The organism is Herbidospora cretacea (assembly GCF_001570605.1).
Taxonomy (GTDB): Bacteria; Actinomycetota; Actinomycetes; order Streptosporangiales; family Streptosporangiaceae; genus Herbidospora; species Herbidospora cretacea.
Window position 1 is genome coordinate 98,564 of sequence record NZ_BBXG01000028.1, and the last position, 21,623, is coordinate 120,186.

The following is a 21,623-nucleotide window of genomic DNA, read 5'->3' on the forward strand; positions in this document are numbered from 1 at the left end:
CCAACACGGTATGCCATGCCGTGGCCTGATCGTGTCCTGTCTGCCATAGCGGCCGACGAAGCGGGATGACTCGGACCAGACGGGCATCGTACTGTGGGCCGGTACAGCACCTTCCCGACCCAGAGAGAGGTGCGATGGCGCAGCAGGGCGACAGAGGCCGCCACCGGCGAGGGAATCGGTGGTGGCAGCGGAGCCACGCAGATGCCAGCTATGTCTCGCGTCGTGGGGCCGAGGCACCGCAGGACCGCATCGAGACGAAAGTCACCGAACGGACCGACTTCTGGGCCGAGACGCCCAGGGTCGTCGAGACCCCGGTGACCGCCCCGGTCATCGACCGGCCGCAGTACACCTGGCGCGACTTCGAGCTGGACGACCAGCCCGCGCGCGCCGAGCCGCACCACCCCGACAGCCCCGACTACCGTGACGGCCGCCGCAACTGCGGCGCGCTGGAGTCGATCCTCTACCGGCAGTGGGACGCGATGGACGGCCCGCCGCCCCCCGACGTCATCCGCGCGGTCGACAGCCTCGCCCGGCTGCCCGACCGGCTCAAGGAGATGCTCGCGGTCGGCCTCGACGGCATCTACATCGGCCCGGGTGGCGTCCCCGACCTCGACGACATGGGCTACCTTCGCGGCGCGCCGCTCCCGAGCGGCCGTGCCACCTGGGACATCTGCGCCGGCGCGTACGGCGATCGCAAGATCGTCGTCGGTGACCGGCCCAGCCCGACGCCCGATGTGATGATGCACGAAGTCGGTCATGCGCTGGACGACGTGGACTCCCGTCCGGGAGAGTGGGTCTCGGACTCACCCGAGTTCGCCGCACTCTACGACGAGTGCATCCCCCACCTGGCCTCGTCCTTCCACAAGCAGTCCGGAGAGCTCGGCCGCAAGGAGTTCTTCGCCGACGCCTTCGCCGCCATCGCGTCGAGGCAGCGTCCCGCCCTGATAGACATGCTGGGCGGAGACACCAGAACCGCGCTCAACGTCATGCTCTTCTTCAACAGGCGCTACGGAATCTAGGTAGGTCCCCGATGCACGTGATCCGGCTCGCTGACGGCACACTGCGGGTCCCGCAGTCGTTGACCAGCGACGACGGCCGCCTGATCGGCAACGCGTATGTCGAGATCGCGCCCGGCGAGCCTGATTACGACCAGTGGCTCGAAGAGTCCATCACCGAGGAAGAGGAAGCCGACCGCCGGCGTCGGTGGCAGGAAGAGAACGACGAGCTCGAACGTGAATTCCTGGCTTTCAAGGCGGAACAGGACTCGACCAATGGGTAATATTTTATAAGCTCATTCGGGGTCCGGAAAAACAGAAAAGGCGCGGCTCTTGGTCTGCCGCGCCTTACTGCTTCTTACCGCGAAGTCACCCGTTCGGCTTGTCAGCCGTCAGGACGTCTTCTCCGCGGAGAAGGGCGTGCACTTCCGACTCGCGGAAACGCCGGTGCCCTCCGGGGGTACGGATGCTGCTGATTCGCCCCGCCGCGGCCCAGCGAGTCACGGTCTTCGGGTCGACCCTGAAGAGGGCGGCAACCTCTCCAGGGGTCAGCAGTCGCTCGCTGCTACTCTCCACAATCTCTCCCCCTCGCATCCCGCGTCCTGCAGCGGGCGGACAGGTAACCAGTGTGCCGAGCGAAGCCTGATTTATCCGTGGTTTTCAGAGAAGATCACGGGATGTTACCGGCTCAGTGCCCGATTGTTATATGATAGAGCCTCTTTGGGGCGCTCGTGGGTGTTTCTTTACGAAAGCGCCGTGATGGGCACACTAGCAGCGCTCGCGACGGATGCGAAGAGAGTCCGCCATACGGGACAGTGACGTAACCTCTACGGCGTGCATCCGGTAATCGTCTACACCCTGTCCCGCCTAGGCCTGTTCGCCGTCGCCCTGGGCGTCCTCTATCTGCTGGGGCTGCGGTCCGTCGCGTTGCTCGCCGTGGCCGTGGTGCTGAGCGGGCTCGCCAGTTACGTCCTGCTGTCGAAGCAGCGGGACGCGGTCAGTGAGCGGATCAGCGAGAAGAGGCACCAGCCCGAGAGCTAGTCAGGGCATCGGGAACATTCCGACTCGGGCATGGTACTCGTGACCGAGCTTCGTGGTGTCGCTTCCCACCAAAAGGCCCTTCTTTACCGCGAGAAAGGCCTTCACCCCGATTCCCCTCTCGCGGCCGGGATTCCATCCGAGCGCCTTTCCGGTGGTCGGATGGATCGCCGCGATGCCCTCTCGCGGGACCGCTCCCGGCCCGGCGGTGTCCTTTCCGAAGGGGTTGTCCATCCAGCGCTGATGGCCCCCGACGTAAACGGCCTTGCCGGTGATCGCGACGCTGTAGAGCGAATCTCCGCCGGTGTGGTTGACCCACGTCGGCTTCACCTTCGCGCCTTTCGCGTACGTCTCGAAGCGCGCCGCCGTGTCGCAGAGTTTTCCCGTCTTGGGCGCGGCGCCGCCGGTGGTGACGACGACGAAATAGCTTCCGTCGGGGGAGACGTCGAGTCCGCGTACATAAGAGGGAAAACCGTCGCGGCAATGGGGGACATAGGCGTCGGTGCGCCACGAGGCCACCTTGCCGGTCCTGAGGTCGATCTGGCCGAGCTGGTCGCGCGGCCGGCCGTCGAGGGTGGTGAACGAGCCGTCGAGGATCAGCCGGTCTTTCGTGGCGGCCATCGCGTGAACCTTGGGTTCGCCCTCGGAGCGGCCTCCCCCCGGGGTGACGGTGAACCGCGGGTCGACCGCGCCGGTGGTGGCGTCTAGGCGGGCCAGGGCGGTGCGCTGCGCTCTGCCGATGTGGGAGAAGTCGCCGCCGACATAGAGGTGCGCGCCCTGGCGTACGAGAGCGGTGATCTCGCCGCCGTAGGCGGTGGCCCCGAACGACGGGAGCGGGGCTCCCGACGGGACCGAGAACGCGGCGAGGCCCCGGGAGAAGGAGCCGCCGGCGTAGACGGTGCCGTTCGCCCCGGCGGCCAGCGCGTTGACCGGGCCGTCGAGATAGGGGGCGAAGGGGGAGACGCGACCGGTCGTCAGGTCGAAGGCGAACAGGTTGGAGCGGCGGTGGGTGGTCGTGCCCGACCTGACGGAGGAGAACTCCCCGCCGACCACCACCGTGTTCCCCACCAGCGCCAACGCGTTGACGATGCCGTCGAGCACATGCGGCGTGGAGTTCACGGGGTTCGCCGACACGACCGACGGATGACGGACTCCCGCCCAGGCCGGCCCGGCGACGAGCGCGAGAGCGCTTACTGTGATCATGAATCTGGCACGCATGGCCAAGTCCTAGCAGACGCAGAGTAATCAACGCACTACGTTGCGCACATTCGACCGGCCGTGGCATGACGGTGTGTGAGGGAGTCCTAGGCTGGGCACCATGACGCGCGCTTCGCTGGACAAACAGCCCCATGAGGTCGCGGCCATGTTCGACCGCACGGCCGCGCGCTACGACCTGGTCAACGACGTGCTGTCGCTCGGCCAGGACCGGCTGTGGCGGCGGGCCACCGCCGCCGCGGTCGACGCGGGGCCCGGCGAACTCGTGCTCGACCTGGCGGCCGGCACCGGCACCTCCACCGACACCTTCACCCACCTCGGGGCGCGCGCCATCGCCTGCGACTTCTCGCTCGGCATGCTGCGCACGGGTGTCGAGCGGCGCGGTTCGTCGGGGCTGACGGGCGGCGTCGCCGGTGTGACGTTCGTCGCAGGCGACGCGCTGAGGCTGCCGTTCGCCGACGGGGCGTTCGACGCGGTCACGATCTCGTTCGGGCTGCGCAACGTCGCCGACACCGGTCAGGCGCTGGAGGAGCTGCTGCGGGTCACCCGTCCCGGCGGGCGGCTGGTCGTCTGCGAGTTCTCGCGGCCGAGGCCGAAGGCGTTCGACACGCTCTACACGCAGTACCTCATCCGGCTGCTGCCGGTGGTGGCGCGGGCGGTCAGCTCCAACCCCGACTCCTACGAATACCTCGCCGAGTCCATCCGCGACTGGCACGACCAGCCGAGCCTGGCGAAGGTCATCCAGGGCGCGGGGTGGAAGCGGGTGGCGTGGCGTGACCTGAGCATGGGGATCGTGGCGCTACACCGTGGAATCCGCCCGGAAATGTCATGAAAATTGCACCCCAGCGCCAGGGCAGGCGATCTTTTCGCCAGGATGGTGCATGTTTACCCGTCGGTAGCCCTCTACCCCCTGACGAAGGTGTCGGGGGAGGGACTAGACTGCGGCGCGACAAGTTTGTGAAGTAGTTCACAAAGGCACGAAAGAACTCAAAAGGACAGGACAGGTCCCCTCGTGAGCGAGCCAGCCCTTGCGGCGCGGCGGAGCGAGACCGATGCCGATGTGATCGTCGTCGGCGCCGGCCCCGCCGGATCGACGACCGCGTTTTATCTGGCGCAGTCCGGGCTGTCGGTTCTCCTCCTCGAGAAGACGACCTTCCCCAGGGAGAAGGTCTGCGGCGACGGCCTCACCCCGCGAGCGGTCAAGGAACTGCTCGCGATGGGCGTCGACGTCGACGCCCCCGGTTGGATCCGGAACAAGGGCCTGCGCGTCGTCGGCGGCGGCCTGTCGTTCGAGCTCGACTGGCCGGAGCTGTCCAGCTTCCCCGACTTCGGGCTGGTCCGCACCCGCAAGGACTTCGACCAGATCCTGGCCGACCACGCGGTGAGCCGCGGCGTCACGATGCTCCAGGGCGTGAACGTGACCGCCCCCGTGCTCGACGAGCGCAGCGGCCACGTCGTCGGCGTGAAGACCGCCTCCGGCGACGTCTACCGCTCCCGCCTGGTGATCGCGGCCGACGGCAACTCGACCCGCATCTCCCTGGCCATGGGCCTGCACAAGCGCGAAGACCGCCCCATCGGGGTCGCGGTCCGCACCTATTACCTGAGCCCGCGCCACACCGACGACTACCTGGAGACCTGGCTGGAGCTGTGGGACGGCGAACGCCTGCTGCCCGGCTACGGCTGGGTCTTCGGCGTCGGCGACGGCACCTCCAACGTCGGCCTCGGACTGCTCAACACCAGCGAGGCGTTCAAGAAGATCGACTACCGCGACCTGCTCCGGCGCTGGACCAAGAACATGCCGGCCGAGTGGGGCTTCGTCGAAGAGAACATGGTCGGCCCGATCCGTGGCGCCGCGCTGCCGATGGCGTTCAACCGGCAGCCCCACTACACCCGTGGCCTGGTCCTCGTCGGCGACGCCGGTGGCATGATCAACCCCTTCAACGGCGAGGGCATCGCGTACGCGATGGAAACGGGCCGCATCGCGGCCGACGCCGTGGTGACCGCACTGGCCCAGCCGACCCCCGCCGCGCGCGAGCGGGTCCTGCGCGCCTACCCGCGGATACTCAAAGACGCGTACGGCGGCTATTTCACACTGGGGCGGGCCTTCGTCGAGGCGATCGGCAAGCCCGGCGTGATGAACTTCCTGACGCGACACGCGCTGCCGCACCCCCGGTTGATGAAGGTCGGCCTGAAACTCCTGGGCAACCTCACCGACCACGATGGTGACGCGTCAGACCGGATCATCAACGCCCTGTCGAAGGTCGCGCCGTCGGCATGAGACCACTGGATCGAAGAATCATGACCACAATCACCGAGAGGACGCCTTAAGCGATGGAGCTCTACGCCCCCATCCTGGTGCTCGCGGTTCTCGCGGCGGGATTCGCCGTCTTCTCCGTGAGCATCGCCCCGTTCACCGGGCCGAAGAGGTGGAACCGCGCCAAGCTCGACGCCTACGAGTGCGGTATCGACCCCACGCCGCAGCCGATCGGCGGCGGCCGGTTCCCGCTGAAGTACATGATCACAGCGATGCTCTTCATCGTCTTCGACATCGAGATCATCTTCCTCTACCCGTGGGCCGTGGCCTTCGACAAGCTCGGGGTCTTCGGTCTGGTCGAGATGGTGCTGTTCATCGTCACCGTGCTCGTGGCGTACGCCTACGTGTGGCGGCGTCGCGGATTGGACTGGGACTAATGGGCCTTGAAGAGAAACTGCCCAGCGGCTTCGCGCTGACCACCGTCGAGGCGCTCGCCGGGTGGGCGCGCAAGAACTCGGTGTGGCCGGCCACCTTCGGACTGGCCTGCTGCGCGATCGAGCTCATGTCCACCGGTGGCCCCAAACACGACCTGGCCCGCTTTGGCATGGAGCGCGCGTCCGCGTCGCCCCGCCAGGCCGACCTGATGATCGTGGCCGGTCGCCTCTCGCAGAAGATGGCGCCGGTGCTGCGCCAGATCTACGACCAGATGGCCGAGCCCAAGTGGGTCATCTCGATGGGCGTGTGCGCCTCGTCCGGCGGCATGTTCAACAACTACGCGGTGGTCCAGGGCGTCGACCACGTCGTGCCCGTCGACATCTACCTGCCCGGCTGCCCGCCGCGGCCCGAGATGCTCATCGACGCGATCGTCAAGCTGCACGACAAGATCCAGAACATGAAGTTCGGCGCCCACCGGGAGAAGCAGGTCGAGGAGCTCGAACTCCAGGCGCTGCGCACCCTGCCGCTCATCGACCAGGGAGGGCACAAATGAGCGAGAACCTTCCTGAGGTTCCTGAGCAGCCGATCGCCCGCACCGGCATGTTCGGCGCCTCCGGCACCGGCGACACCTCCGGCTACGGCGGGCTCGTCGTCCGCCGCCCGGTCCCGGTCTCCAGCCCGCGCCCCTTCGGCGGCTACTTCGACGAGATCGTCGACGGCCTCGACCACGAGGGCGTCGAGCGGGTCGTCGTCGACCGGGGCGAGCTCACCCTCCACGTCGCGCGCGAGCACCTCGTCGAGGTCATGAAGAAGCTGCGCGACGACCCCGCCCTGCGGTTCGAGCTGTCCCTGGGCGTCTCGGGGGTCCACTACCCCCACGAGACCGGGTCGGAGCTGCGCGCGGTCTACCACCTGTGCTCGATCACCCACAACCGCCGCGTGCGGGTGGAGTGCTCGACGCCCGACGACGACCGCCACATCCCGTCGACCGTCTCCGTCTACCCGACGCACAACTGGCACGAGCGGGAGACGTTCGACTTCTTCGGCATCATCTTCGACGGGCACCCCGCGCTGACCCGCATCGAGATGCCCGACGACTGGGATGGCCACCCGCAGCGGAAGGACTACCCGCTGGGCGGCATCCCGGTCGAATACCGCGGCGCCGAGATCCCCGCGCCAGACCAGAGGAGGTCGTACGCATGACCACGGAAGCGACCGAGGGCAAGGTCTACGACGTCGCCGGTCAGGACTGGGACAAGCTCACCGAGGCGGTGGCCGAGTCGTCCGAGGAGCGGCTGGTCATCAACATGGGCCCGCAGCACCCGTCGACGCACGGCGTGCTTCGGCTCGTGCTCACCCTCGACGGTGAGACGGTGACCGAGGCCCGGACCGTCATCGGCTACCTGCACACCGGCATCGAGAAGAACCTCGAATACCGCACTTGGACGCAGGGCGTCACCTTCGTGACGCGGATGGACTACCTGTCGCCGATCTTCAACGAGACGACCTACTGCCTGGGCGTGGAGCGCCTCCTCGGCATCGAGGACCGCATCCCCGACCGGGCGCAGGCGATCCGGGTGCTCACGATGGAGCTCACCCGCATCTCGTCCCACCTGATGGCGATCTGCACCTACGGCATGGAGCTCGGGGCCACCACCCCGTTCCTCTACGGCCTGCGCGAGCGCGAGATGGTGCTCGACATCATGGAGTACATCACCGGTCTCCGGATGAACATGGCCTACATCCGGCCGGGCGGCGTCAGCGTCGACCTGCCGGCGGGCGCCGTCGACAAGATCGGCGAACTGCTCAAGGTCATGCCCGAGCGGATCAAGGACATGCGCAAGATCCTGGACGCCAACCCGGTCTACACCCGGCGTACCAAGGACATCGCCTACCTCGACCTGACCGGCTGCATGGCGCTCGGCATCACCGGCCCGGTGCTCAAGGCCGCCGGCCTGCCGTGGGACCTGCGCAAGTCGCAGCCCTACTGCGGCTACGAGACCTACGACTTCGAGATCGCCACCGAGACCAGCTGTGACGTCTACGGGCGTTACCAGGTCCGCGTCTCGGAGATGGAGGAGTCGCTGAAGCTGATCGAGCAGGCGCTCGACCGGCTCACCGGCCCGCTGAAGAACCAGCCCGTCATGATCGAGGACAAGAAGATCGGCTGGCCGGCGCAGCTCGCGCTCGGCCCCGACGGCCTCGGCAACTCGCCCGACCACATCGCGCACATCATGAGCAGCTCGATGGAGGCCCTGATCCACCACTTCAAGCTGGTGACCGAGGGCTTCCGGGTGCCGGCGGGCCAGGCCTACGTGCCGGTCGAGTCGCCGCGCGGCGAGCTCGGCGCCCACGTGGTGAGCGACGGCGGCACCCGGCCCTTCCGGGTCCACTTCCGCGACCCGTCCTTCACGAACCTGCAGGCCGTGCCCGCCATGTGCGAAGGCGGTTACATCGCCGACGTCATCTCCGCGGTGGCCTCGCTCGACCCCGTCATGGGAGGTGTGGACCGATGACCTACTCCCCGGAGGTCCGCGAGCGTCTCGAACTGGACGCCAAAGAGATCATCGGCAAGTACCCCAAGGCCCGTTCGGCGCTGCTCCCGCTGCTCCACCTGGTCCAGTCGGAGGACGGCTACGTCTCCGACGCCGGCCAGGAGTTCTGCGCCGAGATGCTGGGCCTGTCGAAGGCCGAGGTCGTGGGCGTCTCGACGTTCTACACGATGTACAAGCGCAAGCCCGCCGGTGAATACCACGTCGGCGTCTGCATCAACACCCTCTGCGCGGTGATGGGCGGCGACCAGATCTGGGAAGAGCTGAGCGAGCACGCCGGCATCGGCCACGAGGAGGCCACCGCCGACGGCAAGGTGTCGCTGGAGCGCATCGAGTGCAACGCGGCCTGCGACTTCGCCCCGGTGATGATGGTCAACTGGGAGTTCTTCGACAACCAGACGCCCGAGACGGCCAAGCAGCTCGTCGACGACCTGCGGGCGGGCAAGCCCGTCGTCCCGACGCGCGGCCCCGGCCGGCTCTGCTCGTTCAAGGAGACCTCCCGGGTGCTCGCGGGACTGCCCGACGAGCTCGCCGGTGAGGGCCCCTCGGCCGCCGGCGCCTCGCTCGAGGGCCTGCGCGTCGCCAAGGCCAACGGCTGGGAGGCCCCCAAGTGACCACGCTGACTCCGGTCCTCACCAAGAACTGGGACCTGCCCAACTCCTTCACCCTGGAGGGCTACGGCGACTACTCCGCCGCCCGCTCCGCGCTCGGGATGGACCCCGACGCGATCATCCAGTCGGTGAAGGACTCGGGCCTGCGCGGCCGCGGCGGCGCGGGCTTCCCCACCGGCATGAAGTGGGGCTTCATCCCGCAGGGTGACGGCAAGCCCCACTACCTCGTCGTCAACGCCGACGAGTCGGAGCCGGGGACCTGCAAGGACATCCCGCTGATGATGGCCAACCCCCACTCGCTGATCGAGGGCGTCATCATCACGGCCTACGCGATCCGGGCCAACTACGCCTTCATCTACATCCGGGGCGAGGTCGTCCACGTCATCCGGCGGGTGCAGGCGGCGGTCCGGGAGGCCTACGAGAAGGGCTACATCGGGCGCGGCATCTTCGGCAGCGGCTACGACCTGGAGATCGTCGTGCACAGCGGCGCCGGGGCGTACATCTGCGGCGAGGAGACGGCGCTGCTCGACTCGCTGGAGGGCTTCCGGGGCCAGCCCCGGCTCAAGCCGCCGTTCCCGGCCATCGCGGGCCTCTACGCCGCGCCGACGGTCGTGAACAACGTCGAGTCGATCGCCTCGGTCCCCTCGATCGTGGCCAACGGCGCCGACTGGTTCGCCGGCATGGGCACCGAGAAGTCCAAGGGCTTCGGCATCTTCTCGCTCAGCGGCCACGTCACCCGTCCTGGCCAGTACGAAGCGCCGCTGGGCATCACCCTGCGGGAACTGCTCGACATGGCGGGCGGCATCCGCGAGGGCCACCGGCTGAAGTTCTGGACGCCGGGCGGCTCCTCGACGCCGATCTTCACCGACGAGCACCTCGACGTGCCGCTCGACTTCGAGTCGGTCGGCGCCAAGGGCTCCATGCTCGGCACCCGCGCCCTGCAGATCTTCGACGAGACCACCTGCGTGGTCCGGGCGACGCTGCGCTGGACCGAGTTCTACGCCCACGAGTCGTGCGGCAAGTGCACGCCCTGCCGTGAGGGCACCTTCTGGCTCAAGCAGGTGCTCAAGCGGCTGGAGAAGGGTCAGGGCACCGAAGACGACCTGACCACGATCACCGACATCGCGGACAACATCCTGGGCCGGTCGTTCTGCGCCCTGGGTGACGGCGCGACCAGCCCGATCTACTCCTCGGTGCAGCACTTCCGCGACGAATACCTCAAGCACTTCGAGATCGGCGGCTGCCCGTTCGATCCCGCACTCGCCACCGTGTGGGGGAGCAAGTGACCATCCAAGCAACCCAGCCCGAAGAGCGGGCGGTCGTCGAGATGGTCACGCTGACCATCGACGGTTTCCAGGTCAGCGTGCCGAAGGGCACCATGATCATCCGGGCGGCCGAGCTGCTGGGGATCCAGATCCCCCGCTTCTGCGACCACCCCCTGCTCGACCCGGCGGCCAACTGCCGCCAGTGTCTCGTCGACATCCCCGACGCGGGCAACGGCCGGGGCTTCCCCAAGCCGCAGCCCTCGTGCGCGATCGAGGTCGCGCAGGGCATGGTCGTGCAGAGCCAGCTCACCTCGCCGGTCGCCGAGAAGGCGCAGCGCGGCGTGATGGAGATGCTGCTCCTCAACCACCCGCTCGACTGCCCGGTCTGCGACAAGGGCGGCGAGTGCCCCCTGCAGAACCAGGCCATGTCCAACGGCCAGGGCGAGTCGCGGTTCGTCGAGCAGAAGCGCACCTTCGAGAAGCCGATCGCGCTGTCGACCGAGGTGCTGCTCGACCGTGAGCGCTGCGTGCAGTGCGCGCGCTGCCTGCGCTTCTCCGACCAGATCGCGGGCGACCCGTTCATCGAGTTCTTCGAGCGCGGGGCCAAGGAGCAGGTGGGCGTCGCCGACGGCGAGCCGTTCCAGTCCTACTTCTCCGGCAACACCATCCAGATCTGCCCGGTGGGCGCGCTGACCGGCGCGGCCTACCGCTTCCGGTCGCGCCCGTTCGACCTGGTCTCCCAGGGCACCGCGTGCGAACACTGCGCCTCTGGCTGCTCGCTGCGCACCGACCACCGGCGCGGCAAGGTCACCCGCCGCCTCGCCGGTGACGACCCGCAGGTCAACGAGGAGTGGAACTGCGACAAGGGCCGGTGGGCGTTCTCCTACGCCACCCAGCCCGACCGCCTGCGCACCCCGCTGGTCCGCGACGAGCACGGCGTGCTGGTCCCGGCCTCCTGGCCCGAGGCCCTCGCGGCCGTCGCCGCCGGGCTCGCGGGCCGCAAGGCCGGTGTCCTGACCGGCGGCCGGCTGACCGTCGAAGACGCCTACGCCTACAGCAAGTTCGCGCGGATCGCCCTCGGCACCAACGACATCGACATGCGGGCCCGCCCCCACTCCGCCGAGGAGGCCCAGTTCCTGGCCCACTCGGTGGCCGGCAAGGGCATCGAGATCTCCTACGCCGACCTCGAGAACGCCCCGGCCGTGCTGCTGGCCGGGTTCGAGCCCGAGGAGGAGTCGCCCATCGTCTTCCTGCGGCTGCGCAAGGCGGCCCAGAAGAAGGGGCTCAAGGTCTACGCGGTGGCGCCGTTCGCCACGCCGGGCCTGGCCAAGATGGGCGGCACGCTGATCCGCACCGTCCCCGGCGGCGAGGCCGACGCGATCGGCGAGCTGATCGACGACGGCGTCAAGCTCCCCGCGGGCACGATCATCATGGCGGGCGAGCGCCTGGCCTCGGCCAAGGGCGCCCTGTCGGCCCTGGTCCGGCTGGCCGGTTCGACCGGCGCCCGGCTGGCCTGGGTGCCGCGCCGGGCCGGTGAGCGCGGCGCCATCGAGGCGGGCGCGCTGCCGAACCTGCTCCCGATCGGCCGCCCGGTCGACGACGAGGCCGCCCGCGCCGAGGTGGCCCGGGTCTGGAACGTCGCCTCGCTGCCCGACCAGATCGGCCTCGACACCGAGGGCATCCTGCGGGCCGCCCTCGACGAGCGGCTCGACGCGCTGGTCGTGGCGGGCGTCGACCCCTACGACCTGCCCGACCCCGAGCTCGCCCTGCGGGCCCTGGAGAACACGCCGTTCATCGTCAGCCTGGAGATCAGGGCCAGCGCCGTCACCGACCGCGCCGACGTGGTGCTGCCGGTCGCGGCGGTCGCCGAGAAGGCCGGCACGTTCGTCGACTGGGAGGGCCGTGGCCGGTCCTTCGAGGCGGCCGTGCCGCAGCCCGGCGTCATGAGCGACCTGCGCGCGGTCACCGCGATCGCCGACGCGATGGACGTCCACCTGGGTCTGCCCGACCTCGCCGCGGTCCGCCGCGAGCTGGGCTCCCTGGGCGCCTACAAGGGCGTGCGCCCGGCCGCGCCGAGCGTCACCGGCGGCACCGCCGCCGAGCCCGGCGTGGGCGAGGCCGTGCTGGCGAGCTGGCACCTGCTGCTCGACGACGGCAAGCTCCAGGACGGCGAGCCGTTCCTCGCGGGCACCGCCCGCGACGCGGTCGCGCTGCTGTCCCCGGCCACCGCCGCCGAGATCGGCGCGGTCGACAAGGTCACCGTCAACGGCGCCACCCTGCCGCTGCGGATCGCCGACCTGCCCGACCGGGTCGTCTGGGTGCCGGCCAACTCCGGCGGTGTCTCGGTCACCCGCGACCTGCGGGCCGAGGCGGGCGACGTCGTCACGATCGGAAGTGCCTCATGAAGTTCCTGGCGAGCCCGACGAGCCCCGGCCCGTCGCTGTCCGACTTCGGCCACGATCCGGTGTGGATCAGCATCATCAAGGCCGTCTTCCTCTTCGTCTTCCTGATGCTGGGCGTGCTGTTCGGCGTGTGGACCGAGCGCAAGCTCATCTCGCGCATGCAGCACCGCTACGGTCCCAACCGGGCCGGCAAGTTCGGTCTTCTTCAGACCGTCGCCGACGGCCTGAAGATGGGGCTCAAGGAAGACCTGATGCCCCGCAAGGTCGACAAGGTCATCTTCTTCCTGGCGCCGGTGATCATCTCGGTGCCGGCGTTCCTGGCCTTCTCGGTCATGCCGTTCGGCCCGGTGGTCTCGATGTTCGGGGTCAAGACCCCGCTCCAGCTCACCGACCTGCCGGTGGCGGTGCTGCTGATCCTGGCGATGTCCTCGATCGGCGTCTACGGCATCGTGCTGGCTGGCTGGTCGTCCAAGTCGCCCTACGCGATCCTCGGCGGTCTGCGCTCCTCGGCCCAGGTGGTCTCCTACGAGATCGCGATGGGCCTGTCGTTCGTGGCGGTCTTCCTGTACGCCGGGACGCTCTCCACCTCGGAGATCGTCGCCAAGCAGGCCGACGGCGGCACCTTCACGCTGGGCGGGATCGACATCCCCCTGCCGAGCTGGTACGCCATCCTGCTGATCCCGTCGTTCCTGATCTACATGCTGACGATGTTCGGCGAGACCAACCGCGTGCCCTTCGACCTCCCCGAGGGCGAGGGCGAGCTCGTGGCGGGCTACCACACCGAATACAGCTCCTCGCTGAAGTTCGCGATGTTCCAGCTCGCCGAGTACGTGAACGTGTTCACCGTCTCCGGCGTGGCGATCACCCTGTTCCTCGGCGGCTGGCGGGCCCCCTGGCCCATCTCGCTGTGGGACGGCGCGAACGTCGGCTGGCTGCCGATGCTCTGGTTCTTCACCAAGCTCGTGCTGCTGTTCTGCTTCTTCGTGTGGGTCCGCGCCTCGCTGCCGCGCGTCCGCTACGACCAGCTGATGCACTTCGGCTGGAAGGTCCTGATCCCGCTGAACCTGGCCTGGATCCTGCTGGTCGCCACCTTCCGCGCGCTGCGCGTCGACAACAGCCCCGCGGTCATCGCCCTGATGGCGATCGTGGTGGTCGGCGCACTCGCGGTCTTCTTCCGCTTCGACACCGTGCAGCAGCGCCGCCGCGAGGCCCGCGCCGAGCAGGTCGAAGAGGAGTACGAGCAGCTCCGCGAGGAGCCCACCGCCGGTGGATTCCCGGTCCCGCCGCTGGATCTGCCGCACTACCACGGGGCGAATCGCAAGGAGGTCCCCAGTGCCTAGTTTCGACTGGCTGAACCCCGTCAAGGGGTTCGGCGTCACCTTCCACCACATGTTCAAGAAGCCGGTCACGGTGAACTACCCGGAGGAGAAGCGGCCCACCGCGCCGCGTTTCCACGGGCGTCACCAGCTCAACCGGTGGCCCGACGGCCTGGAGAAGTGCGTCGGCTGCGAACTGTGCGCGTGGGCCTGTCCCGCTGACGCGATCTTCGTGGAGGGCGCGGACAACACCGACGAGGAGCGGATGTCTCCCGGTGAGCGTTACGGCCGGACGTACCAGATCAACTACGCGCGCTGCATCCTGTGCGGCCTGTGCATCGAGGCGTGCCCCACGCGGGCGCTCACGATGACCAACGAGTACGAACTGGCCGACTCCAGCCGCGAGGCGCTCATCTACACCAAGGAGATGCTGCTCGCCCCGCTCACCGCAGGGATGGAGCAGCCGCCCCACCCGATGCGCCTGGGGGAGACCGAAGAGGACTACTACCGACTGGGACGCGACAATGGGTGAGACCATCACGTTCTGGGTGCTCGCCGTCGTCTCGGTCAGCGCGGCACTCGGGCTCATCTTCAGCCGCAGAGCGGTCTACTGCGCCCTCATGCTCGGTGTGGTCATGCTCTCGCTGGCGGTCCTCTACGCCGTCCAGGACGCGCCGTTCCTCGCCGCCGTGCAGATCATCGTCTACACCGGCGCCGTGATGATGCTGTTCCTGTTCGTGCTGATGCTGGTCGGCGTCGACTCGTCCGACTCGCTCGTCGAGACGATCAGGGGCCAGCGCTTCTGGGCGGTCATCGTCGGGCTCGGCTTCGCCGCCCTGGTGGCGCTGGGCGTCGGCAACGTGGTGTTCGCCCCGTCCACCGGCCTCGGCGCGGTGAACGCGGCGGGCAACGTGCCGTCGCTGGCCGAGCTGATCTTCACCCGCTACGTGTTCGCCTTCGAGGTCACCTCGGCGCTGCTGATCACCGCCGCGCTGGGCGCGATGGTGCTGGCCCACCGCGAGCGGCTCGAACAGCGCGCCTCCCAGCGGGAACTGTCCCGCGAACGCTTCGTCAAGTACGGCGAGGAGGGCCTCGACCCCTCCCCGCTCCCCGGCCCCGGCACCTACGCCCGCGCCAACGCGATCGACATGCCCGCGCTGCTGCCCGACGGCAAGATCTCCAAGCTGTCGGTCAACCGCTACATCGCCAGGTACGAGGCCGAAGAGGGCACCATCGACCCGAAGGTGGCCGAGATCCTGGAAGGTGACGGCAAGTGACCACCCACTACCTCGTGCTCAGCGCGCTGCTGTTCGCGATCGGCGGGATCGGCGTCCTCGTCCGGCGCAACGCCATCGTCGTGTTCATGTGCGTGGAGCTCATGCTCAACGCGTGCAACCTGGCGTTCGTCACCTTCGCCCGCCAGCACGGCAACATCGACGGCCAGGTCATCGCCTTCTTCGTGATGATCGTGGCCGCCGCCGAGGTCGTCATCGGCCTGGCCATCATCGTGACGATCTTCCGAACCCGCAGGTCCGCGTCGGTCGACGACGCCAGCCTGCTGAAGTACTAAGAGGCGGCCGTGGAACCCGTAGAGATCCTGTCGCACGCCGGGGGCGGTGCGATCAGCCTGGCCTGGCTGATGATCGCGCTTCCGCTCGCCGGCGCGGCGATTCTCCTTATCGGTGGCCGCGCCACGAACAAGTGGGGCCACCTTCTCGCAGTGCTCATGTCGGTCGGCGCCTTCGTGGTGGCGGCCCTGGCGTTCTTCCAGCTGATCGGGCTCGACCCCGCGCAGCGCCGCCAGTCGGTCGGCCTCTGGGAGTTCATCCCGGGCGTGGCGAACATCGGACTGCTGATCGACCCCCTGTCGATCTCCTTCTGCCTGCTGATCACGTTCGTCGGCTCGCTGATCCACATCTACTCCATCGGCTACATGTCGCACGACCCGGACAGGCGGCGCTTCTTCGCCTACCTGAACCTGTTCGTCGCGGCGATGCTGCTGCTGGTGCTGGCCGACAACTACGTCGCCCTGTTCATCGGCTGGGAGGGCGTGGGTCTCGCGTCCTACCTGCTGATCGGGTTCTGGCAGTACAAGCCGTCGGCGGCGGTGGCCGCGAAGAAGGCGTTCGTGGTCAACCGGGTCGGTGACTTCGGCCTGCTGGTCGCGATGTTCCTGATCTTCGCCCAGTTCGGCTCGCTCCAGTTCGCCGAGGTCTTCCCGGCCGCCGGGCAGGCCTCGCAGGGTGTGTCGACCGCGATCGGCCTGCTGCTCCTGCTCGGCGCGTGCGGCAAGTCGGCGCAGCTCCCGCTCCAGTCGTGGCTTCTCGACGCGATGGAGGGCCCGACCCCGGTCTCGGCCCTCATCCACGCCGCGACGATGGTCACCGCCGGGGTCTACCTGGTGGTCCGCTCCGGCGCCGCGTTCTTCCCCGAGGGCAGCACGGCCGCGCTGGTCGTGACGATCGTCGGTGTGGCCACGCTGCTGGCCGGTGCGATCATCGGTACCGCCAAGGACGACATCAAGAAGGGCCTGGCCGGCTCGACGATGTCGCAGATCGGCTACATGATGCTCGCCGCGGGCATCGGCCCGGCCGGTTACGCCTTCGCGATCGCCCACCTGATCTCCCACGGCTTCTTCAAGGCCGACCTGTTCCTCGGCGCCGGCTCGGTCATGCACGCCATGAACGACGAGGTCGACATGCGGCGGTACGGCGGCCTGCGCAAGCTGCTGCCGATCACCTTCGTGACCTTCTTCATCGGCTACCTGGCGATCATCGGCTTCCCGCTGCTGTCCGGTTACTTCACCAAGGACGGCATCATCGAGTCGGTCATGCACCACAGCGCGATCCTCGGCTGGCTCGCCGTCGTGGGCGCCGGCATCACCGGCTTCTACATGACCCGCATGGTGGTGATGACCTTCTTCGGCCCGAAGCGCTGGGACGAGAAGGCCCACCCCCACGAGTCGCCGGCCGTGATGACCTGGCCACTGATCATCCTGTCGGTCTTCTCGATCGGCCTGGGCGCCTACCTGGTTCTCAGCAACCGCCTGCTGCTCTTCCTGGCCCCGGCCGTCGGGCAGCCCGAGGAACTGCCGCACTTCGCGCCGTTCGCGGTGACCGGCCTGGCCACCCTGGCCCTGGTCGCCGTCGGCGCCGCGATCGCGATCGTCAAGTACGGCCGCTCCGAGGTGCCCGTCGTGCAGCCGCGCGGCTCGTTCCTCACTGTCTTCGCCCGTCGTGACCTCTACGGCGACGCCCTCAACGAGGCGCTGTTCATGCGCCCCGGCCAGTGGCTCACCCGCCTGGCGGTCTTCTTCGACAACCGGGGCATCGACGGCGTGGTCAACGGCCTGGCCGCCGGTGTCGGCGGATCGTCCGGCAGGCTGCGGAAGATCCAGACCGGTTACGTCCGGTCGTACGCCCTGTCGATATTCGTCGGCGCCGCCGTGCTGGCCGGCGCCTGGTTCGTGGTTGGGACCCTGTGATGACCGCCATCCCGTGGCTTTCGATCCTGATGGGCGTGTCCGTCCTGGGCGCGCTCGGCGTGTCGTTCCTCAAGAACGACAAGCTCGCCAAGCAGGCGACGCTCGGCGTCTCGCTGCTCGTGCTGGTGCTGGCCGTCGTGATGACGGTCGGCTTCAGCCCCAACGGCGACCGGTTCCAGTACGCCGAGACGTATGACTGGATCCCCTCCTTCGGCGTCCACTACGCGGTGGCCGTCGACGGTGTGGCGCTGGTGCTGATCCTGCTGTCGGCCGTCCTGGTCCCGATCGTCGTGCTGGCCTCCTGGCACGACGCCGAGCAGGGCAAGCGCTCGGTCCGGACCTACTTCGCGCTGCTGCTGGTCCTCGAAGCGATGATGATCGGCGTCTTCGCGGCGACCGACGTCTTCCTGTTCTACGTGTTCTTCGAGGCCATGCTGATCCCGATGTACTTCATGATCGGGTCGTACGGCGGCGCGCAGCGGTCCTACGCGGCGGTCAAGTTCCTGCTCTACTCGCTGTTCGGCGGCCTGCTGATGCTGGTGGCCGTGATCGCGCTCTACAACGTGGCCGACAAGAACAGCTTCCTGTTCCCCGACCTCATCGGCGCGGTCACCGACCCGACGACGCAGAAGTGGCTCTTTCTGGGCTTCTTCATCGCGTTCGCGATCAAGGCCCCGCTCTGGCCGGTGCACACCTGGCTGCCCGACGCCGCCGCGCAGGCCCCGGCCGGCGCCGCGGTGCTGCTCGTGGGCGTGCTCGACAAGGTCGGCACCTACGGCATGCTGCGGTTCTGCCTGGAGCTGTTCCCCGACGCGGCCAAGTGGGCGACCCCGGTCGTCATCGCGCTGTCGGTGATCGGCATCGTCTACGGCGCCATCGTGGCCATCGGTCAGACCGACATCAAGCGGCTCATCGCGTACACCTCGATCTCGCACTTCGGGTTCATCACGATGGGCGTGTTCGCGATGACCACCACGGCGGCCTCGGGCGCGACGCTCTACATGGTCAACCACGGGTTCTCGACCGGTGTGCTGTTCCTGGTCGCGGGCTTCCTGATCTACCGCCGCGGCTCGCAGTTCATCGCCGACTACGGCGGCGTGCAGAAGGTCGCCCCGCTGCTCGCGGGCGCGTTCCTGATCGCCGGCCTGTCGGGTCTGTCGCTGCCCGGTCTGAGCACGTTCGTCAGCGAGTTCATGGTGCTCCTGGGCACCTACCAGCGCTACGCCGTGCCGGCCATCATCGGCACGACCGGCGTCATCCTCGCCGCCATCTACATCCTGTGGATGTACCAGCGCACCATGAACGGCCCCACGGCCGAGTCGGTCGCCGAGATGAAGGACCTCAACGGGCGCGAACGCTGGGTCGTCGCGCCGCTGATCGCCCTGATCGTCGTCTTGGGCTTCTTCCCCAAGCCGCTCCTCGACGTGATCAACCCGGCTGTCAAGGAGTCGCTCGTCAACGTGAAGGTCACCGACCCGGCTCCGGTCGTCGCTGTTAAGGAGGGCCAGTGATCACGGCTCCCACCATCGAGTACTTCGCACTGGCCCCGCTGCTGGTCATCTTCGGCGCGGCCATCATCGGGGTGCTCGTCGAGGCGTTCGCGCCTCGCTACCTGCGGCGGGCGATCCAGATCCCGCTGACGCTGCTGTCGCTGGTCGGCGCGTTCGCGCTCGTCATCCTCCAGACGGTCCGGGGCGTCCCGACGACCCCGGCGGCGATGGGCTCGGTCGCGGTCGACGGCCCGACCCTGTTCATCTGGGGCACCATCCTGGTGCTGTCGTTCGTCAGCGTCCTGCTGATCAACGACGAGGACCAGTTCGTCCCCTCCGCGGCGGCCGTTCCCGGCTCCGCCGAGGAGGAGAAGGCGATCACCGAGGGCGCGGCGCACACCGAGGTCTACCCGCTGGCGCTGTTCGCCATCGGCGGCATGCTCCTCTTCCCGGCCTCGAACGACCTGCTCATCATGTTCGTCGCCCTTGAGGTCATGTCGCTGCCGCTCTACCTGCTGTGCGGCCTGGCCCGCCGTCGCCGCCTGCTGTCGCAGGAGGCGTCGGTCAAGTACTTCCTGCTCGGCGCGTTCTCCTCGGCCTTCTTCCTGTACGGCACGGCGCTCCTGTACGGCTACGCCGGCACCGTCGACCTGGCCGGGATCTCCCAGGCCCTGGCCGTCGCGGGCGGCACCGAGACCCTGCTGATCGTCGGCACGGCCCTGCTGGGCGTCGGCCTGTTCTTCAAGATCGGCGCCGCGCCTTTCCAGGCGTGGAAGCCCGACGTCTACCAGGGCGCCCCGACCCCGATCACCGCGCTGATGGCGTCGGGCACCCTGGTGGCCGCCTTCGGCGCGGTTCTCCGGGTCTTCTGGGTGGCGCTGGGCAACGACAGCTGGAACTGGGCACCCATCATGTGGGGCGTCGCCGCCCTGACGATGGTGGTCGGCTCGATCCTGGCGATCACCCAGACCGACATCAAGCGCATGCTGGCCTACTCGTCGATCGCCCACGCGGGCTTCCTGCTCATCGGCGTCATGGCCGTCGGCGACCGGGGCCAGAACTCGCTGGCGCTGTCGGGCCTGCTGTTCTACCTGGTCACCTACGGCATCACGACGGTCGGCGCGTTCGCCGTCGTGACGCTCGTGCGTGACCCGGGTGGCGAGGCGTGGCACCTGTCGCGCTGGGCGGGCCTGGGCAAGCGGTCGCCGAAGCTGGCGGGCCTGTTCGCGTTCTTCCTGCTGGCCTTCGCCGGAATCCCGCTCACCAGCGGCTTCTTCGGCAAGTACGCCGTCTTCAGCTCCGCCGTGGCGCTCGGCCAGGGCTGGCTGACCGGCCTGGTCGTGCTCGCGGTCGTGGCCTCGGCGGCGGCGGCGTTCTTCTACGTCCGGGTCATCGTGCTGATGTTCTTCAGCGACCCCTCGGCCGACGGCCCCACGGTCGTCACGCCGTCGTGGGCCACGTCGGCTGTGGTCGGGGTGTCGGCATTCGCTACGGTAGCCTTGGGGGTTTTCCCGCAGCCTGTCCTCGATCTGGCAGAAAAGGCTGCGAAGACGCTGTTCGTGCAATAAGGGAGCTTTTCTATGGCCGCGCCGCCCGTTGTTGACCTGCCCGTCGCCGACGAGCGGCTGGCCGAGGACATCTCCGCGGGCCTCGCGGCCGTGGAGAAGCAGATCCGCTCGGCGGTGGAGAGCGAGGACGCGTTCGTCACGGACGCGTCCAAGCACCTCATCGAGGCCGGCGGCAAGCGTTTCCGCGCGATGCTGGTTCTTCTCGCCGCCCAGTTCGGCGACCCGACGGCGCCCGGGGTCATCCCGGGCGCCGTCGTCATGGAACTGACCCATGTGGCGACGCTCTACCACGACGACGTGATGGACGAGGCGACCGAGCGGCGCGGCAAGCCGTCGGCCAACGCCCGTTACAACAACACCGTGGCCATCCTGACCGGCGACTACGTGTTCGCCCAGGCCGCCGACATCATGGCCGACCTGGGGCCGGAGCCGGTCCGCATCCAGGCCAAGACCTTCGCCCGGCTGGTCCGCGGCCAGATCCGCGAGACCGTCGGCCCGGCCGAGGGCGCCGACCCGATCGAGCACTACATCGACGTGCTGGCCGACAAGACCGGGTCGCTGATCTCTACCTCCGCGCGGCTGGGCGCGATGCTCGCCGGCGCGCCCCACGAGGTGGTGCTGCGGCTCACGTCGGCCTGCGAGGCCATCGGGGTGGCGTTCCAGCTCGGCGACGACATCATCGACGTCGCCTCGGACGTCTCGGGCAAGACCCCCGGCACCGACCTGCGGGAGGGGATCCGCACCCTTCCCGTCCTCTACGCCCTCGCCTCGACCTCGAACACCGACGCCCGGCTGCGGTCCCTCGTCTCGGGCCCGGTGCCCGAGACGGACATCGAGGAGGCGCTGGAGCTGCTGCGCGCCTCCGAGGCGCTCAAGATGGCCCGGGCCGAGCTGGAGCGCTGGGCCGACCGGGCCAAGTCGCAGCTCGCCGACCTGCCCGACATCCCCGCCCGCGCCGCGCTGCTGTCCCTGTGCGACTTCGTGGTGGAGCGCTCGGC

At 68.6% G+C, this 21,623-nt stretch carries 22 protein-coding genes; 20 read left to right on the forward strand and 2 right to left on the reverse strand.

From position 1 onward, the window contains the following. The first annotated feature begins 134 nt into the window (after positions 1-134). Both AW270_RS35325 and AW270_RS35330 read left to right on the forward strand, forming a co-directional pair. A complete protein-coding gene (locus AW270_RS35325; protein WP_061300487.1) occupies positions 135-1,019 on the forward strand; it encodes a hypothetical protein in 885 nt (294 codons plus the stop codon). An 11-nt stretch (positions 1,020-1,030) separates the two neighbouring features. Beyond that, positions 1,031-1,279, forward strand: coding sequence for a hypothetical protein (locus tag AW270_RS35330; protein WP_061300488.1), 249 nt, complete (start codon positions 1,031-1,033; stop codon positions 1,277-1,279). A gap of 85 nt (positions 1,280-1,364) precedes the next feature. On the opposite strand, the gene AW270_RS38250 is transcribed toward AW270_RS35330, so the two are convergent. Next, a complete protein-coding gene (locus tag AW270_RS38250; protein WP_030456135.1) occupies positions 1,365-1,589 on the reverse strand; it encodes a BldC family transcriptional regulator in 225 nt (74 codons plus the stop codon). Positions 1,590-1,829: 240 nt separating this feature from the next. Between AW270_RS38250 and AW270_RS35335 the strand changes: the two genes are divergently transcribed. Next, positions 1,830-2,036: a DUF4229 domain-containing protein gene (locus AW270_RS35335; RefSeq protein WP_061300489.1), complete on the forward strand. Its 207-nt coding sequence runs from the start codon at positions 1,830-1,832 to the stop codon at positions 2,034-2,036. Here the strand turns inward: AW270_RS35335 and AW270_RS35340 are convergent, their stop codons facing one another. Next, on the reverse strand, positions 2,037-3,251 hold the full coding sequence (locus tag AW270_RS35340) for an NHL repeat-containing protein (RefSeq protein WP_061300490.1): 1,215 nt from the start codon (positions 3,249-3,251) through the stop codon (positions 2,037-2,039). A gap of 100 nt (positions 3,252-3,351) precedes the next feature. On the opposite strand from AW270_RS35340, the gene AW270_RS35345 reads away from it, so the two are divergent. The 17 genes from AW270_RS35345 to AW270_RS35425 form a co-directional block, all read left to right on the forward strand. Beyond that, complete coding sequence (locus tag AW270_RS35345; RefSeq protein WP_082802093.1) at positions 3,352-4,080, forward strand: demethylmenaquinone methyltransferase; 729 nt, start codon at positions 3,352-3,354, stop codon at positions 4,078-4,080. A 180-nt stretch (positions 4,081-4,260) separates the two neighbouring features. Next, positions 4,261-5,526 carry a geranylgeranyl reductase family protein gene (locus tag AW270_RS35350; protein WP_061300492.1) on the forward strand — a complete coding sequence of 422 codons (1,266 nt, stop codon included), beginning with the start codon at positions 4,261-4,263 and terminating at the stop codon, positions 5,524-5,526. Positions 5,527-5,579: 53 nt separating this feature from the next. Continuing rightward, positions 5,580-5,939, forward strand: a complete 360-nt coding sequence (locus tag AW270_RS35355; RefSeq protein WP_061300493.1) for an NADH-quinone oxidoreductase subunit A — start codon at positions 5,580-5,582, stop codon at positions 5,937-5,939. Beyond that, complete coding sequence (locus AW270_RS35360; RefSeq protein ID WP_061300494.1) at positions 5,939-6,490, forward strand: NuoB/complex I 20 kDa subunit family protein; 552 nt, start codon at positions 5,939-5,941, stop codon at positions 6,488-6,490. The genes AW270_RS35355 and AW270_RS35360 overlap by 1 nt, the downstream gene beginning before the upstream one ends. Then, entirely contained in the window at positions 6,487-7,140 is a 654-nt protein-coding gene (locus AW270_RS35365) for an NADH-quinone oxidoreductase subunit C (RefSeq protein WP_061300495.1), read from the forward strand. The genes AW270_RS35360 and AW270_RS35365 overlap by 4 nt, the downstream gene beginning before the upstream one ends. Further along, on the forward strand, positions 7,137-8,453 hold the full coding sequence (locus tag AW270_RS35370; protein WP_061300496.1) for an NADH-quinone oxidoreductase subunit D: 1,317 nt from the start codon (positions 7,137-7,139) through the stop codon (positions 8,451-8,453). Before AW270_RS35365 ends, AW270_RS35370 begins: the two co-directional genes overlap by 4 nt. Then, a complete protein-coding gene (nuoE, locus tag AW270_RS35375) occupies positions 8,450-9,103 on the forward strand; it encodes an NADH-quinone oxidoreductase subunit NuoE (protein WP_061300497.1) in 654 nt (217 codons plus the stop codon). Before AW270_RS35370 ends, nuoE begins: the two co-directional genes overlap by 4 nt. After that, positions 9,100-10,386: an NADH-quinone oxidoreductase subunit NuoF gene (gene nuoF, locus AW270_RS35380; protein WP_061300498.1), complete on the forward strand. Its 1,287-nt coding sequence runs from the start codon at positions 9,100-9,102 to the stop codon at positions 10,384-10,386. The genes nuoE and nuoF overlap by 4 nt, the downstream gene beginning before the upstream one ends. Further along, positions 10,383-12,770, forward strand: a complete 2,388-nt coding sequence (locus AW270_RS35385) for an NADH-quinone oxidoreductase subunit G (RefSeq protein WP_082802094.1) — start codon at positions 10,383-10,385, stop codon at positions 12,768-12,770. The genes nuoF and AW270_RS35385 overlap by 4 nt, the downstream gene beginning before the upstream one ends. Then, entirely contained in the window at positions 12,767-14,107 is a 1,341-nt protein-coding gene (nuoH, locus tag AW270_RS35390; RefSeq protein ID WP_061300499.1) for an NADH-quinone oxidoreductase subunit NuoH, read from the forward strand. Before AW270_RS35385 ends, nuoH begins: the two co-directional genes overlap by 4 nt. Next, positions 14,100-14,615 (forward strand): NADH-quinone oxidoreductase subunit NuoI, encoded by a 516-nt coding sequence (nuoI, locus tag AW270_RS35395; RefSeq protein ID WP_082802095.1) that lies wholly within the window; start codon positions 14,100-14,102, stop codon positions 14,613-14,615. Before nuoH ends, nuoI begins: the two co-directional genes overlap by 8 nt. Next, positions 14,608-15,360, forward strand: a complete 753-nt coding sequence (locus tag AW270_RS35400; protein WP_061300500.1) for an NADH-quinone oxidoreductase subunit J — start codon at positions 14,608-14,610, stop codon at positions 15,358-15,360. The genes nuoI and AW270_RS35400 overlap by 8 nt, the downstream gene beginning before the upstream one ends. Continuing rightward, entirely contained in the window at positions 15,357-15,653 is a 297-nt protein-coding gene (gene nuoK, locus AW270_RS35405; protein WP_061300501.1) for an NADH-quinone oxidoreductase subunit NuoK, read from the forward strand. Before AW270_RS35400 ends, nuoK begins: the two co-directional genes overlap by 4 nt. A gap of 69 nt (positions 15,654-15,722) precedes the next feature. Continuing rightward, positions 15,723-17,567: an NADH-quinone oxidoreductase subunit L gene (nuoL, locus tag AW270_RS35410; RefSeq protein WP_061300518.1), complete on the forward strand. Its 1,845-nt coding sequence runs from the start codon at positions 15,723-15,725 to the stop codon at positions 17,565-17,567. After that, positions 17,567-19,078, forward strand: a complete 1,512-nt coding sequence (locus tag AW270_RS35415) for an NADH-quinone oxidoreductase subunit M (protein WP_061300502.1) — start codon at positions 17,567-17,569, stop codon at positions 19,076-19,078. The genes nuoL and AW270_RS35415 overlap by 1 nt, the downstream gene beginning before the upstream one ends. Beyond that, entirely contained in the window at positions 19,075-20,625 is a 1,551-nt protein-coding gene (nuoN, locus tag AW270_RS35420; protein ID WP_061300503.1) for an NADH-quinone oxidoreductase subunit NuoN, read from the forward strand. The genes AW270_RS35415 and nuoN overlap by 4 nt, the downstream gene beginning before the upstream one ends. Before the next feature lie 12 nt (positions 20,626-20,637). Further along, a partial coding sequence (locus AW270_RS35425; protein WP_061300504.1) for a polyprenyl synthetase family protein occupies positions 20,638-21,623 on the forward strand: 986 nt, incomplete at its 3' end.

Excerpts from the sequence above, each read along its gene's own strand:
- AW270_RS35325 (WP_061300487.1), top strand. The coding sequence starts at position 135 with ATGGCGCAGCAGGGCGACAGAGGCCGCCACCGGCGAGGGAATCGGTGG.
- AW270_RS35330 (WP_061300488.1), top strand. The coding sequence starts at position 1,031 with ATGCACGTGATCCGGCTCGCTGACGGCACACTGCGGGTCCCGCAGTCG.
- AW270_RS38250 (WP_030456135.1), bottom strand. The coding sequence starts at position 1,589 with ATGCGAGGGGGAGAGATTGTGGAGAGTAGCAGCGAGCGACTGCTGACC.
- AW270_RS35340 (WP_061300490.1), bottom strand. The coding sequence starts at position 3,251 with ATGCGTGCCAGATTCATGATCACAGTAAGCGCTCTCGCGCTCGTCGCC.
- AW270_RS35345 (WP_082802093.1), top strand. The coding sequence starts at position 3,352 with ATGACGCGCGCTTCGCTGGACAAACAGCCCCATGAGGTCGCGGCCATG.
- AW270_RS35355 (WP_061300493.1), top strand. The coding sequence starts at position 5,580 with ATGGAGCTCTACGCCCCCATCCTGGTGCTCGCGGTTCTCGCGGCGGGA.
- AW270_RS35360 (WP_061300494.1), top strand. The coding sequence starts at position 5,939 with ATGGGCCTTGAAGAGAAACTGCCCAGCGGCTTCGCGCTGACCACCGTC.
- AW270_RS35365 (WP_061300495.1), top strand. The coding sequence starts at position 6,487 with ATGAGCGAGAACCTTCCTGAGGTTCCTGAGCAGCCGATCGCCCGCACC.
- AW270_RS35370 (WP_061300496.1), top strand. The coding sequence starts at position 7,137 with ATGACCACGGAAGCGACCGAGGGCAAGGTCTACGACGTCGCCGGTCAG.
- nuoE (WP_061300497.1), top strand. The coding sequence starts at position 8,450 with ATGACCTACTCCCCGGAGGTCCGCGAGCGTCTCGAACTGGACGCCAAA.
- nuoH (WP_061300499.1), top strand. The coding sequence starts at position 12,767 with ATGAAGTTCCTGGCGAGCCCGACGAGCCCCGGCCCGTCGCTGTCCGAC.
- AW270_RS35400 (WP_061300500.1), top strand. The coding sequence starts at position 14,608 with ATGGGTGAGACCATCACGTTCTGGGTGCTCGCCGTCGTCTCGGTCAGC.
- nuoL (WP_061300518.1), top strand. The coding sequence starts at position 15,723 with ATGATCGCGCTTCCGCTCGCCGGCGCGGCGATTCTCCTTATCGGTGGC.
- AW270_RS35415 (WP_061300502.1), top strand. The coding sequence starts at position 17,567 with ATGACCGCCATCCCGTGGCTTTCGATCCTGATGGGCGTGTCCGTCCTG.